Here is a 15,326-nt window from a genome sequence, read left to right as displayed (position 1 = left end):
CAATGGGTACTACTGTTGCTTTTGGTGGTGAAATGAGCAAAATTCATTATCTTCTATATACGCTTAACCTTGTTGTAGGGTGCTTTGGTATCTCTATTATTCTGCCATTCATCATCATGTATGGTATGGATCGATTTGCTGTTTCGGAAGATCTATCCATACTATTTCTGTTTACCATTCCAGCATTTATTGGTTTTATTCTCTTTCCGCTATTATGGTATATCCTTTCTGATAAACTCCAATTACAGGATATCGGAATGGTTCATCGCCTAAATAGAACCACTATAACAATTTGTGTCATTTCCTTTGCGGTAATTATTTATAGCTGTATACAAATACAAGACATACCGTGGATCATGTTGGTACATTTTGCGGTGATTGGTTTAGGAGAAGAATTAGTCTTCAGAGGGATATTACTTTATCGACTACAACAGGTGATGAATAGCTGGTTAGCCATCTTGATATCAGCCGCTGTATTCGCTTTTGTTTTTCATTCAGGTCAGCCATTCTTAGACAATGTCAGTTACAGACTGATCCTAGGTGTTGTATTTGGCTTTATCTTTTTACGTTCAAAAAATATATGGGGAGTGGCAAGTATTCACTTTGCTTATAACTTTTTTGTAACCTATCAATTATAAAGTGAGACTTCCATCAAAGTGGAGGATTAACCCATTGATGGTAATCGTCTGTGATAAATAGGAGGAATTAATCTTGAAAATGAATAGTTTTTTAGCTGTTATAGCTAGTCTATTTTTAATCGTAAGTTATGGATTGTTTTTAGTATTAATGGATACAGAGAGTAGTTCTTTACTTTTTTATGACGTAGTAACCATTTGGCTACCTATTGGGGTTATCGTTGCCATTGCTTTTATTGCGACACAGCGCGGACCTTTAATTAAAGACAGTAGTTTATTAACAGGCGCATTTGTAGCTTTCGTTACACATATCTTTTTTTATTTAGTTTTGGTTATTTCTCGAAATTTGGAACATGTTCAAGAATTTCTTACATATTATGGGAATGAACGAAATAATGAAGTAATGGAAACTATTGTCAATCAGACATGGAGTATTATTTTACAAGGTTATTTTACGGAATTAGTTATGATGGTTTTATTGGGATCAATTGGCGGATGGCTAGGAAGTAAAATGGGTCGCAATAAAACTGAGAGTGCTTAACAGATTGGAGTAGGTCAGGTATGAAAAAGAAATGGATTATTCGCACTGTACTAATGGTACTTGTTCTGTCACTAATTGGCTATTTTGTATTTGGTGGAACAGACCCGGTACCGTGGAAAGTAGTGCAAGCAGAAGTAAAACAGATGACGAATGCGAATCAAGTAACAGCTACGGGAGTGTTTCGTTATAAAAATACAGTAGAACAACAGGCGGCTGATAGTGGTATGTTAGTGGAACGCCATGTTGATGTGGGAGATGAAATAGACGAAGGAGATAAACTGGTAGATTTAGAGGTTTCTTTAGGTAATGATACCGAAACAGTCGAAGTAACTGCTATTACTGATGGTGAGGTTTTATCTATACATGGAGATAAAGGAAGTTATATTCACACAGGTGATCCTTTAATCATGTTCGGTGAGCAGGATCAATTAGAAATTTATGGGGAATTGTCTGAATTTGATTATGACAGTGTGGCCAAAGGAGATAAGGTCTCCATTGAAAGTAATGCATTTAATGAAGTAATGCAAGGAAAGGTAACAGAGGTTGACCAAGAAGTGACAGAATCAGATTTGTCAGATGGTTCAGTGATAAAAATGCGAGTGGAATTGGAAGATACATCTGGTCAAAATCCAATTCCAGGATTACAGGCGTTTTTAACGATTGAAACAGAGCAACAAACAGCTGAAGTAGACGAGGCATTTATGATACCGGAGACTGCTTTAGTAGAAGAAGAAGGGCTTTTTTATGTCTATACGGTTGAGGATGGAAGTATTACAAAGAAAGAAGTGACACTTCAGTCCGTACCAGTTTTAGCTTCTGAAGACGAAGGAATTGGCAATGATCAATTTAGAATTTGGGTAGAACAAGAAACAACTGATGAGGAAATCTTAGCTAATATGTTAGAAGTAGATGAGGGAATTACAGCGGATGATTGGATTATCGCTAATCCAAAAAATGATATCGAAGAAGGATCATCCGTTGATACAAATAGTATGGAAAGATTAGATGTCACCTCGTAAATAGAAGGAGTGCCGGATATGCAAATAAAAAATACGTTGCGTTTAGCTTTAGAACAGCTAAAAGCTAATAAGCTACGCACTTTTTTAACGTTAATCGGAATTATTATCGGGGTGGGATCTGTAGTCGCAATTCTATTAATTGGTGAGAGCGGACGAAAGGACATAATCGGAGAATTCGAGCAAGATGCCAATCAATTATTTTATTTACACCTTGATACGAGTGAACAATCTAACACGCAGCAAGCTTCTCTTAGTTGGCGGGATATCAGTTTATTGCGTGAAAAATATCAAAGTCAGGCACAGGTTGCTGCCTCTTATTTAGATCAGAAAGAAGTAGTATTTGAGCAAAACACAGAACAAGTAGATATTACAGCAGTAACCGATAATTATAGTCAAGTTTCCAATATGTTCGAGATAGCGTACGGCAGTTTTTGGGAGGAAGGGACCAATCAGAATGTTGTCCTTATAAATGAGGCGTTAGCGGAGAAATATTTTGGCAGAGCAGGTCAAGCAATTGGACATTCGGTCATAATAGATAGAATTCCTTTTACGATTCAGGCGGTATATACAACAAATGATTTTATTCAAAGTGGTTCTCAAGCGAATCTATATGTACCATTGCAGGCATGGTATAAAATCCATTATTTAACCGATCAACCTGTCCATAGTATCGAAGTCCTCACTTTATCTGAGAACCATTTTGATCAACTTCGTACAGAAATGGTCAGGACTTTAGCAGAGTCAAAAGGTGTAGTAGAATCCACTTTTCGTACACAGGCGGTGGCCGATCAGTTAGATATGGTAAATAATGTTTTGCGCATTTTTACAGCTATTATCAGTTCTGTCGCGGGTATTTCATTATTAGTTGGCGGTATCGGTGTCATGAATATTATGCTAGTATCAGTCATGGAGCGGACACGGGAAATCGGAATTCGCAAAGCAATCGGCGCTAAGCCACGGCATATTCTCCAACAATTTTTAATTGAAACATTGGTGTTAACTTCACTTGGTGGTTTAATAGGCTGTTTGTTTGGATTGGGATTGGCACTGTTAGTCACACAGTTAGCTGAAATGAGCTTTGTGTTCTATTGGCCTGTGTTTCTGATCAGTTTTTGCATTACGACCATTATTGGTATTTTGTCAGGGTTCTATCCAGCCAAGAAAGCAGCTAAACTTGATCCGATCGTTTCATTACGTTATGAATAACAGGAGGCATATGCATGGCATTAATTGAATTGAAAAGAATTACAAAGCAATATATCACTGGGGAAGAAAAGGTAGATGCATTAAAAAGTGTCGATTTAACAATTGAAGAAGGCGAATTTACTGCGATAATGGGAAGTTCAGGTTCGGGTAAATCGACTTTATTAAATATATTAGGTTGTTTGGACCAGCCGACTTCTGGTGAATATTGGCTGAATAATAAGGATGTACAGCATCTAAATGTAAATCAGCTATCAGATATCCGTAATCATTATTTAGGTTTTATCTTTCAATCATTTCACCTACTACCTAGGTTAAACGTATGGAAAAATATAGAGCTGCCAATGTTATATCAAAATATTGGAAAACAAGAGCGTAAACAACGTGCAAAAGCCTTGGCAGAACGAATGGGGCTCGGCGAACGTATGCAGCATATGCCTAGCCAATTATCGGGTGGACAACGGCAACGCGTAGCAATCGCGAGGGCATTGGCTAATAAACCGAAATTATTATTAGCAGATGAACCAACTGGTAATTTAGATTCCAAAACGACGGTTGAAATCATGGATATTTTGCAAGAACTAAACCAATCTGGTGTTACCATTATTCTCGTCACACATGAGGACGAATTAATAGATTACACAAAACGAACGATCATATTGCAGGACGGGATCGTTATAAAAGACGAGAAGAAACAGCTTGCTTAATGATACACTCTTTTCGTGAAGAACACTGTACAATACCGGAAGCCACGCTTTTAAGGATGTGTCTTTTACCCTTTTGATTTTGGATGCAGGCTACGGTAGAAGGTTTTTCTTAGTAACTTACGGACAATTTAAGCTATGTTTGGAGAAAACTGTCCATAAGAATAGATCTTATGGACAGTTTTCTTCTATTTTAAATGATTGTGTCCGTAAGAACCTCGTTGCAGCTCTCTTTATCAACTCCTATAAAAAAGATTACGATGTTTTCTTAAATTCTCTCCTATATCATTCTAAAAAGGTGTATATTTTTGCTATAATGAAATAATGGATATAGAATCGTCATTATTGGAGGATTATAAGGTGTATAATATCGACGAATGGAAACATATCTTCAAGCTAGATCCAGCTAAAGAGATCTCTGAGGAAATGATAGATAAAATATGTGAATCAGGAACAGATGCGATCATGGTCGGAGGTACAGACGATGTAACATTGGATGGCGTCTTACAATTATTAAGCAGAATTCGCCGTCATACAGTGCCTGTTATCTTAGAAATATCGAATATTGAATCAGTGACACCAGGTTATGATTATTACTTCGTACCACTGGTGTTAAACAGTCAAGATAAAAAATGGATGATGGATGTCCAACATCAAGCAGTAGTAGAATATGGCGATATCATTAATTGGGAAGAGATGTTTGCTGAAGGCTACTGTATTATGAATGAAGAATCCAAAGTGTTTCAGCATGCAGGCTGCAAGCTGCCGACACAAGATGAAGCAATCGCCTATGCAAGAATGGCAGAACATTTATTCCGCTTGCCTTTTTTCTATTTAGAGTATAGTGGTACATATGGTGATCCGTCATTAGTTCAATCGATCAGTCAAGAACTCGGGCACACGAAATTAATATATGGCGGTGGGATTGAAACAAAAGAACAAGCCGCTGTAATGAGCGAATATGCGGATATCATTGTGGTCGGTAATGCCCTATATGATAATCCAAAAGAAGCATTAAAAACGGTTAAAGTAACAAAGTAAAAGGACGGTGTTACAATGAGTCGGATGATGCACGACTTGTTAAAAGGATTAAATAAAGAACAGCGTGAGGCTGTACAACATACAGAAGGCCCCTTGTTAATCATGGCTGGTGCCGGAAGTGGGAAAACACGTGTACTAACCTACCGTATTGCTTATTTATTAGATGAAAAGGAAGTTTCACCAAGAAACATCTTAGCGATTACGTTTACCAATAAAGCGGCACGTGAAATGAAAGACAGGATTGCAGGACTTGTTGGACCATATGGAGCGGATATGTGGGTATCAACCTTCCACTCGATGTGTGTACGTATCCTGAGAAGAGATATTGATAGAATTGGATATAGTCGTAATTTTTCGATACTCGATAGCAGTGATCAGCTAACGGTAATCAAAAATATCGTAAAGGATAAAAATATTGATGCGAAAAAATTTGAACCAAGAGCAATACTAGGTATGATCAGCAGTGCGAAAAACGAACTAATAACACCTGAAAAATTTGCGGAATCAGTAAACAACTTTTTTGATCGCCAAGTTTCCGAAGTTTTTACCGAATATCAGCGGCGATTACGGAAAAATCAAGCTCTAGATTTCGATGATTTAATTATGCAGACTATTCACCTTTTTAAACGGGTACCGGAAGTATTGGAGTACTATCAGCGTCGTTTTCAATATATTCATGTTGATGAGTACCAAGATACTAACCATGCCCAATATTCACTAGTAAAACAGCTGGCAGCTCGTTTTCAAAATCTCTGTGTAGTTGGGGATTCCGATCAATCAATCTATGCATGGCGTGGTGCTGATATTTCTAATATCCTTTCCTTTGAAAAGGATTATCCGTCCGCCCGTGTTGTCATGCTCGAACAAAATTATCGTTCAACGAAATCGATTCTTCAGGCTGCCAACCAAGTTATTGAAAATAATATGGGCAGAAAACCGAAAAATCTCTGGACAGAGAATCAAGACGGGAACAAAATTCGTTATTTCCAAGCATCAACAGAACGAGAAGAAGGATTATTTGTTGCCGAGCGGATTGAAGAATTAATCAAGGAAAACAAATATAAGCATAAAGATATTGCGATTCTTTACCGTACGAATGCCCAATCCCGTGCAATAGAGGAAACCTTTATGAAAGCTAATATCCCCTATCAAATGGTAGGAGGCACGAAGTTCTATGATCGTAAGGAGATTAAAGATTTGCTCGCCTACTTACGTTTGATCGTCAACCCAGATGATGACATCAGCTTTGTCCGTGTTGTCAATGTGCCAAAACGAGGTGTGGGAAAAACAAGTATGGACAAGCTCCAAGCTTATGCTACGGCAAATGATATTTCCTTATATACAGCCGTGCAGGAAGTAGACTTTGTCGGTGTCAGTGCTAAAGCTGCAAAATCGTTAATGGAGTTTGGCCAAATGATCAAAAACTGGGAACAACAGCAGGAATTTTTATCCGCAACTGATATGGTTGAACAAGTCATTGAAAAAACAGGCTACGAAGAAATGCTCCATAATGAACGAAGCATTGAAGCACAGACACGTTTAGAAAACATTGAAGAATTCAAAACCGTTACGAAACATTTTGAGGAAACCAATGTGGACAAAACATTAGTCAATTTCCTGACAGACTTAGCATTGATCTCAGATATTGACCGGATGGATGATGATCCGACAGCAGATGACAGTGTCACGATGATGACCTTGCACGCAGCGAAGGGGTTAGAGTTTCCTGTTGTCTTCCTGATTGGTATGGAAGAGAGTGTTTTTCCACACAGTCGGTCGATGATGGACGAAGAGCAGATGCAGGAGGAGCGCCGCCTCGCTTATGTAGGAATTACTAGAGCTGAAGAGCTCCTTCACGTATCCCATGCGAAGATGCGGACATTATTTGGTCGAACGAATATGAACCCAATAAGCCGTTTTATTGATGAAATCCCGGCTGATTTATTAGAAGGTAAAGAAGAGATACAGGAATCGAGGTTTGGCTCCTTCGATAAAATAGCGATTCAAGATCAAGATCTACCTTTTGAAAAGCAGCCAGAAAAACCGAAACGTCAACCAATGCGTCATGTCAATCAAACAACAGGTGGGGAGAAAGAAGCTTGGAATGTTGGTGACAAAGCGAACCATAAAAAATGGGGACAGGGAACAGTTGTCAAAGTGGAAGGTTCTGGTGATGCGATGGAATTAGACATTGCTTTCCCGGCACCAACTGGTATTAAACGACTACTCGCCAAATTTGCCCCGATTACGAAAGTGTAAAAAGGAGGTGTTCGTCCAATGTCAGAACAAGAGGTACGCGAGAAATTAGCAGCGCTAAGAGAAGAATTAACCGAATATAACTACCAATACCATGTGTTAGATAACCCGAGTGTTTCAGATGCCGAATATGATGCGAAAATGAAGGAATTAAAAGCAATAGAAGCAGAATTTCCTGATTTGATTACACCTGACTCACCTTCCCAACGTGTTGGAGGAGAACCTTTAGAACAATTCGAAAAAGTAACCCATCGTGTTCCGATGTTAAGTTTAGGTAATGCTTTTAATGAAGAAGAGCTAAAAGATTTTGACCGCCGTGTTCGTGAAGGTTTAGCCACTGACGATGTGACGTATGTTTGTGAATTGAAAATAGATGGGCTAGCGATTTCCCTACGTTATCAGGATGGTCTTTTCGTCCAAGGGGCGACCCGTGGCGATGGAACTACTGGTGAGGATATTACCAGTAATTTAAAAACGATCAGAAGTATTCCGCTTAGAATTAAGGATCCTTCCCCGATTGAAGTTCGTGGGGAAGCATATATGCCACAGAAAGCATTTGTCTCTTTAAATGAAGCGCGTGAAAAAAATGGAGAAGAGCCTTTTGCCAATCCACGAAATGCCGCGGCAGGTTCATTACGTCAGTTAGACCCGAAAATCGCGGCCAAACGTCATTTGGATATTTTCTTATATGCTGTTGGTGAATGGGAATCCGGTTCATTAGAAACACATAGTGAACGTCTCACTTATCTTCAAGAGTTAGGTTTTAAAACAAATCCAGAATGGCGAAAATGTCATGGTATTGAAGAAGTGATTCAATATGTCGAAGAATGGGTAGAAAAAAGAGCGACCCTTTCCTATGATATTGATGGTATCGTGATAAAGGTAGATAATCTCGAAGCACAAGAACAGCTTGGCTTTACAGCGAAAAGTCCGCGCTGGGCAGTTGCTTATAAATTCCCAGCAGAAGAAGCGGTGACGAAGCTTACCGATATCGAACTAAGTGTTGGCAGAACGGGTGTTGTTACACCTACAGCTATCCTAGAGCCGGTTAAAGTGGCTGGTACTACCGTTCAACGAGCATCATTGCATAATGAAGATTTAATCAAGGAGAAAGATATCCGTATTGGGGATACAGTTGTTATTAAAAAAGCTGGCGACATTATCCCTGAAGTGGTTCGGGTAGTCGAGGATATGCGAACAGAGGAACAGGAACCTTTTGCGATGCCAGAAGCATGCCCATCATGTGGGGATGAACTCGTACGTTTAGAGGAAGAAGTTGCACTAAGGTGCATTAATCCAAATTGTCCGGCGCAATTGAAAGAAGGTTTGATTCACTTTGTTTCAAGGCTTGCGATGAATATCGACGGACTTGGAGAAAAAGTTATAGAGCAACTTTTCCACGCTGAATATATTCACACCATTGCCGATCTTTATCGGTTACAGCGTGAGGAATTGCTGAAGCTGGAGCGTATGGGTGAAAAATCTGTAGAGAACTTGTTAACTGCGATTGAAAAGTCAAAGCAAAACTCACTGGAACGATTGCTCTTTGGTCTAGGTATACGCTTTGTCGGTTCCAAAGCAGCAAGAACATTAGCAGAACACTTTGAAACAATGGACCGTCTGCAGCAAGCAAGCTTTGAAGACTTAATTACGATTGATGAAATCGGCGATAAAATGGCGGACTCGATTGTTCATTATTTTGAAGATGATCAAGTAAAACAGCTTATTTCCGAGTTGAAAGATTTAGGCTTAAACCTCACCTACCAAGGACCAAAAGTAAGTGAAGTGGCAGCGGACAGTCCTTTTTCAGGTAAGACTGTTGTCTTAACAGGTAAATTAGCAATCTATACTAGGCAGGAAGCGAAGCAGCAAATTGAAGCGCTTGGCGGTAATGTTACAGGCAGCGTAAGTAAAAAGACAGATTTGCTGATTGCCGGAGAAGATGCTGGATCTAAATTAGATAAAGCGAAAAAATTAGAGGTTGAAGTTTGGGATGAGGCAAAACTCCAAGAAATATTAGAGGAGGAAGCATAATGAAACAAATACTAGCTAGCCTCTTCATCGTTGTATTAATTTTAGCCGGTTGTGCACCTGATTTTGGAGAACAGGAGGAAGCCGTAATTGATGAAAGTATCGACGATGAATCGTTAGAAGAGACAGCGATTGTTCCAAAATATAATTTGGAAGATAATTATCGGGTATTGATTGACTCTAATTTAAGTCAGGCAAGAGGTGTGATTACGAACCAAGTGGCAAATCGACTCGATATCGATGAACTTGAAGAAGGATTACGTCGTCACTCGATGGAAGTATATGATCCGGATACTTATTACTTTCAAGAAGGTCAATATTTGACTGATAACATATTATATCAGTGGTTAGATCGCTATGATGAAGAGGATAACCCACAGGGATTGAACCCAGAAGCAGATGAATCTAAAGACGATGATGAGTTAATAGAAGAAGAAAAAGACAATCCAAAATACTTGTCACACATTTTGGAACAAAATTATTTAAGAAAGACAGAAGATGATTCTGTTGAGTTAGCAGGAATTTCAATCGGAATTGCGATGAAATCTGTTTATCGTTTTCGAACACAATTTGATGACGGTACATACTCCCCCTATTATGAAGAAGAGATATCAGAAAGTGAGATGCGGTCAGAAGCAGAGGAAATAGCGGATGAAGTAGTACAACGAATTCGTCAGATGGAAGGGTTAGGAAATGTCCCAATAATGTTAACGATCTTCCGTGAAGAGTCACAAAATTCCCTTGTCCCTGGTAACTTTTTAGCTAAGGCAAATGTCGCTGGTGATAGTTCATCTGTTGATGACTGGCAAGAATTAAATGAAGAGAATGTCTTGTTCCCGTCTAATTATGGAGAAAATACGTATCCGGATGTATGGGCGACATTAGTGGACTTTGAGTCAGATATCGCTTCGTATTTTCCTAACTATGTCAGTGTAATCGGAAAAGGCTTTTTCCAAAATGGTGAGCTGCGTAAATTAACAGTAGAAATTCCAGTTTCATTTTACGGAAAGGCCGAGTTAATTGGTTTTACCCAATATGCTTATGGACTTGTATTATCAGGCTTTCCTAGCGATTATCAGTTGGAGGTAAATATTACTTCAGGAGATAAACAAGAAGCCTTAATTGTAAGAAAGGCAGGAGAAGAGGAAGGATTTGTCCATGTCTACCGTTAATTCTATTCAAAAAAGTTTTGCAAAGATAGGATTAATGATAGAATAAAGTGAGAATATGATCAGTGGGGAATTTCCCCATTGATTATTAACGAAACTTATCAGGGTGTTAGCGTCTGATAACCCCCACTTGGCTTCCATGTGTTACGGGAAGCTTAAAGTGGGGGCTTACAGACGTTTAGGACTGTGGTAAACGTTATGGATTTTACTAATAAATGAATGATTTTCAACTATATATGGAGGTGAAGCAATATGACAGAAATCTCAAAAGAACAAGTAAAACACGTTGCCAATTTAGCACGCCTAGCATTAACAGAGGAAGAAGTAGAAACATTTACCCAACAATTAGGAGATATCATCAACTATGCAGAGCTTTTAAATGAGTTAGATACCGATAATGTCGAGCCGACTACTCACGTTTTAGATTTAAAAAATGTAATGCGTAAAGATGAGCCGAAAGAATGGATTAAGAAAGAAGATGCATTGAAGAATGCACCAGATCAAAAAGATGGTCAATTCCGTGTGCCATCAATTCTTGAATAAGGAGGGTTTCTTTTGTCACTTTTTGATTATACGTTAAAAGAATTACAAGAAAAACTACATAACAAAAAAATTACTGTTAGTGATCTTGTCGAAGCTTCATATAAACGAATTAATGAAGTAGATGATCAAGTCAAAGCATTTTTGACATTGAATGAAAAAGAAGCAAAAAACCAAGCAAAAGAGTTAGATGAAAAATTAGGTTCCGATGCATCGATCCTATACGGGATGCCAATCGGAATCAAAGATAATATCGTAACAAAAGGATTGCGAACCACTTGTGCGAGTCAAATCCTTGATAACTTGAATGACCCTTTGTATGATGCAACCGTCATACAAAAGTTAAACGAAGAAAATACGGTGAACATCGGGAAATTAAACATGGACGAGTTTGCGATGGGTTCTTCAACAGAGAACTCCAGCTATGAAAATACTCGCAACCCTTGGAATACAGATTATGTTCCTGGTGGTTCTAGTGGTGGTTCTGCGGCAGCTGTAGCAGCAGGAGAAGTATTTTTCTCACTAGGGTCTGATACAGGTGGTTCCATTCGTCAACCAGCAGCATTCTGTGGTGTGGTTGGAATGAAACCTACATATGGTCTTGTATCGCGTTTTGGTCTTGTAGCGTTCGCATCATCACTCGATCAAATTGGACCAATTACAAGAACAGTAGAAGACAATGCTCACTTATTACAAGCAATTGTTGGTCATGACAACATGGATTCCACTTCTGCTAATGTAAATATTCCAAACTATAGTGATGCATTTAAAGAAGATGTGAAAGGTCTACGTATTGCGGTACCAAAGGAGTACTTACAAGAAGGGGTAGACCCGGAAGTAAAAGAAGCGGTCCTTACGGCATTAAAACAATATGAAGAATTAGGTGCAACATGGGAAGAAGTATCGTTACCACACTCTAAATATGCGGTTGCAGCCTATTACTTACTAGCTGCATCAGAAGCAAGTGCCAACCTAGCACGTTTTGATGGGGTTCGCTACGGTAAACGTACAGAGAAAAATGTTGATATGATTGATATGTTCAAAGAGTCTCGTGCAGAAGGCTTTGGTGACGAAGTGAAACGTCGTATTATGCTAGGTACCTTTGCATTAAGCTCCGGTTATTACGATGCTTATTACAAAAAAGCTCAAAAAGTACGTACCCTAATTAAAAATGACTTCGAAAAAATCTTCGATGAGTACGATGTAGTAATTGGACCTACAACTCCAACACCAGCATATAAAATCGGAGAAAAAATCGATGATCCATTAACGATGTATACAGATGATGTTTTAACAACACCTGTAAACCTTGCTGGACTTCCGGGAATGTCGATCCCTTGTGGATTCTCAAGTGAAGGCTTACCGATCGGATTACAAATCATTGGCAGACACTTTGATGAGTCAACGATCTATCGCACGGCTTACGCATATGAGCAGGCAACAGATCATCACAAGAAACGTCCTAATTTAGGAGGTGACAGGTAATGACAAATTTTGAAACAGTTATTGGTTTAGAGGTACACGTCGAATTAAAAACAGCGTCCAAAATCTTCAGTCCAAGTCCGAATGCATTTGGTTCAGAGCCGAATGCGAATGTCAACCCCATTGACTTAGGATACCCAGGTGTATTACCTGTTTTAAATGAAGAAGCAGTTAACTACGCGATGAAAGCAGCAATGGCAATCAATTGTGACATCGCAACAAATACAAAGTTCGACCGTAAAAACTATTTCTATCCAGACAACCCGAAAGCTTACCAAATTTCCCAATTTGATCAACCAATCGGGGAAAATGGTTGGATTGAAATTGAAGTTAACGGTGAAAAGAAAAAAATCGGCATCACTCGTCTTCACTTAGAAGAAGATGCAGGGAAATTAACCCATGGTGATGACGGATATTCGTTAGTGGATTATAACCGTCAAGGTACACCACTAGTAGAGATTGTATCCGAACCAGATATCCGTACTCCAGAAGAAGCATATGCTTACTTGGAAAAATTAAAAAACATCATTCAATATACAGGCGTATCTGACTGTAAGATGGAAGAAGGTTCTCTACGTTGTGACGCCAACATCTCGATCCGTCCAGTAGGGCAAGAAGAATTCGGTACAAAAACAGAATTGAAAAACTTAAACTCTTTCTCTTTTGTACAAAAAGGATTGGAATTTGAAGAAAAGCGTCAACGTGAAGTATTACTAAACGGAGGCGAAATCCTTCAAGAAACTCGTCGTTACGATGAACAAAAGAAGGAAACAATTCTTATGCGTGTCAAAGAAGGTTCTGATGACTATCGTTATTTCCCTGAACCAGATCTTGTTCCACTTTATATTGATGATGCATGGAAAGAGCGTATTCGCGCTGAAATTCCAGAATTACCAGATGCTCGCCGTGAGCGTTATGTGAAAGAGTTAGACTTGCCAGCTTATGACGCAGGTGTATTAACAAGTACAAAAGAAATGTCTGACTTCTTTGAAGAAGCGATCGAAGCAGGTGCAGATGTAAAACAAGCATCTAACTGGCTCATGGGTGAAGTTTCTGCTTATATGAACAAACAACAAGTTGAAATTCAAGACTTAAAGATGACGCCAGCAGCCCTTGCGAAAATGATTCAGCTTATTGAGGATGGTACCATCTCCTCTAAAATGGCGAAAAAGGTCTTCGCAGAGCTTGTAGAAAATGGTGGAGACCCAGAAAAAATCGTCAAAGATAAAGGCCTTGTACAAATCTCTGATGAAGGTCAACTTCGCGAGATCATCACAGGAATCCTTGACGAAAATGAACAATCGATCATCGATTTCAAAAATGGTAAAGACAAAGCCCTTGGTTTCCTTGTTGGTCAAACCATGAAAGCTACAAAAGGACAAGCCAACCCACCGATGGTTAACAAGATCATCAAAGAAGAAATCGAAAAACGATAATATGAATAAAGGAAGGCTGTGTTCCATCGCACAGCCTTCTATTTAATTGATATATTTATAAGTGGCCATAAAAGTATGAAAAGTGACCATAAAAAATTTATGGTATCATTTTGAGTAAAGATTTGCATTTTTATCCAAAATGATTATGATTAAGGTAGGATGTAACACTTAGAGGAGAATGAGTATGAAACGTGCACGCATTATCTATAATCCAACGTCTGGTCGTGAGGCTTTCAAAAAGGAGCTGCCAGAGGTATTGAGGCGCTTTGAAGAAGCTGGATATGAAACATCAGCCCACGCTACTAAATGTGAAGGTGATGCGACAAACGCTGCGAAAATTGCAGTAGATCGTAAATTTAATTTGATAATTGCTGCAGGTGGGGATGGTACCATTAATGAAGTCATTCATGGTATGGCAGAGCAGGAATATCGGCCACAGCTAGCGATTATTCCAGTTGGGACAACCAATGATTTCGCCAGAGCACTAGGGATTCCTCGTGAGATCCAGAAAGCTGTTAGTGTGATCCTCGAGCATCATACTCGCAAGCTTGATATCGGTAAAGTAAATGATCATTACTTCATGAATATTGCAGGTGGCGGCAAGTTAACAGAATTAACCTATGAAGTTCCAAGCAAATTAAAAACGATGCTCGGCCAGCTCGCTTATTATTTGAAAGGTATTGAGATGCTTCCATCTTTAAAACCAACCAAAGTTCAAATTGAGTATGATGGAAAATGGTTTGACGATGAGATCATGCTTTTTCTTGTCTCTAATACCAACTCGGTAGGCGGCTTTGAGAAAATTGCTCCAGAAGCTATAATGGATGACGGTTATTTTGATTTAGTCATACTTCGCAAGACGAATCTAGCCGAATTTGTTCGCATTGCTAGTCTTGCTACTAAAGGTGCCCATCTAGACGACAAAAATATTTTTTACACGAGAGCGAACCGGATTAAAGTCCATACTGAGGAAAAAATGCAGCTTAATCTAGATGGAGAGTATGGCGGTCTGCTACCTGGTGAATTTGAAAACCTGTATCAGCATATCGAATTTTTCGTTTCCGAGGGATTTATCGAAAAACAAGCAAAAATTGAATAGTTAAAAATGGTGCATTCTGTCGGAGAGTGTACCTTTTATTTTTCGATAAAATATTTCCCAGGAAATGATTAAATTAGACACGGAAATTTTCTATTTGTCATTAGCTATGATAAAATTTGGACAACATATGATAAGAGAGAATGTCGACTGACGAAAGAAGACATTTTACC

Annotated in this window: 13 protein-coding genes; all 13 read left to right on the top strand. The window is 38.9% G+C overall.

The window, feature by feature from the left end:
• Positions 1–2: 2 nt before the first annotated feature.
• Positions 3–638: a CPBP family intramembrane glutamic endopeptidase gene (locus tag GHT08_RS12420; RefSeq protein WP_163581717.1), complete on the top strand. Its 636-nt coding sequence runs from the start codon at positions 3–5 to the stop codon at positions 636–638.
• A 73-nt stretch (positions 639–711) separates the two neighbouring features.
• The gene (locus GHT08_RS12415; RefSeq protein ID WP_163581716.1) at positions 712–1,176 is read left to right on the top strand and encodes a hypothetical protein; all 465 of its coding nucleotides are present in this window, start codon (positions 712–714) and stop codon (positions 1,174–1,176) included.
• 20 nt (positions 1,177–1,196) lie between these two features.
• Positions 1,197–2,195: an efflux RND transporter periplasmic adaptor subunit gene (locus tag GHT08_RS12410; protein ID WP_163581715.1), complete on the top strand. Its 999-nt coding sequence runs from the start codon at positions 1,197–1,199 to the stop codon at positions 2,193–2,195.
• Between the two features lie 18 nt (positions 2,196–2,213).
• Positions 2,214–3,401, top strand: a complete 1,188-nt coding sequence (locus GHT08_RS12405) for an ABC transporter permease (protein WP_163581714.1) — start codon at positions 2,214–2,216, stop codon at positions 3,399–3,401.
• 14 nt (positions 3,402–3,415) lie between these two features.
• On the top strand, positions 3,416–4,105 hold the full coding sequence (locus tag GHT08_RS12400; protein ID WP_163581713.1) for an ABC transporter ATP-binding protein: 690 nt from the start codon (positions 3,416–3,418) through the stop codon (positions 4,103–4,105).
• Between the two features lie 357 nt (positions 4,106–4,462).
• Positions 4,463–5,143, top strand: coding sequence for a heptaprenylglyceryl phosphate synthase (gene pcrB, locus GHT08_RS12395; RefSeq protein WP_163581712.1), 681 nt, complete (start codon positions 4,463–4,465; stop codon positions 5,141–5,143).
• A gap of 15 nt (positions 5,144–5,158) precedes the next feature.
• On the top strand, positions 5,159–7,402 hold the full coding sequence (gene pcrA / locus GHT08_RS12390; protein WP_163581711.1) for a DNA helicase PcrA: 2,244 nt from the start codon (positions 5,159–5,161) through the stop codon (positions 7,400–7,402).
• An 18-nt stretch (positions 7,403–7,420) separates the two neighbouring features.
• Positions 7,421–9,433, top strand: coding sequence for an NAD-dependent DNA ligase LigA (ligA, locus tag GHT08_RS12385; RefSeq protein ID WP_163581710.1), 2,013 nt, complete (start codon positions 7,421–7,423; stop codon positions 9,431–9,433).
• Entirely contained in the window at positions 9,433–10,602 is a 1,170-nt protein-coding gene (locus GHT08_RS12380; RefSeq protein ID WP_163581709.1) for a CamS family sex pheromone protein, read from the top strand. Before ligA ends, GHT08_RS12380 begins: the two co-directional genes overlap by 1 nt.
• A gap of 249 nt (positions 10,603–10,851) precedes the next feature.
• Positions 10,852–11,142: an Asp-tRNA(Asn)/Glu-tRNA(Gln) amidotransferase subunit GatC gene (gatC, locus tag GHT08_RS12375; RefSeq protein ID WP_018932386.1), complete on the top strand. Its 291-nt coding sequence runs from the start codon at positions 10,852–10,854 to the stop codon at positions 11,140–11,142.
• A gap of 12 nt (positions 11,143–11,154) precedes the next feature.
• Positions 11,155–12,624 carry an Asp-tRNA(Asn)/Glu-tRNA(Gln) amidotransferase subunit GatA gene (gene gatA / locus GHT08_RS12370; RefSeq protein WP_163581708.1) on the top strand — a complete coding sequence of 490 codons (1,470 nt, stop codon included), beginning with the start codon at positions 11,155–11,157 and terminating at the stop codon, positions 12,622–12,624.
• Positions 12,624–14,057 (top strand): Asp-tRNA(Asn)/Glu-tRNA(Gln) amidotransferase subunit GatB, encoded by a 1,434-nt coding sequence (gene gatB, locus GHT08_RS12365; RefSeq protein ID WP_018932388.1) that lies wholly within the window; start codon positions 12,624–12,626, stop codon positions 14,055–14,057. The genes gatA and gatB overlap by 1 nt, the downstream gene beginning before the upstream one ends.
• Positions 14,058–14,241: 184 nt before the next feature.
• Complete coding sequence (locus GHT08_RS12360; protein WP_163581707.1) at positions 14,242–15,156, top strand: diacylglycerol kinase; 915 nt, start codon at positions 14,242–14,244, stop codon at positions 15,154–15,156.
• The last annotated feature ends 170 nt before the right edge of the window (positions 15,157–15,326 follow it).

The organism is Gracilibacillus saliphilus (assembly GCF_010994085.1).
Taxonomy (GTDB): Bacteria; Bacillota; Bacilli; order Bacillales; family Amphibacillaceae; genus Gracilibacillus; species Gracilibacillus lacisalsi.
This window is presented reverse-complemented; position numbering and strand designations above follow the sequence as displayed.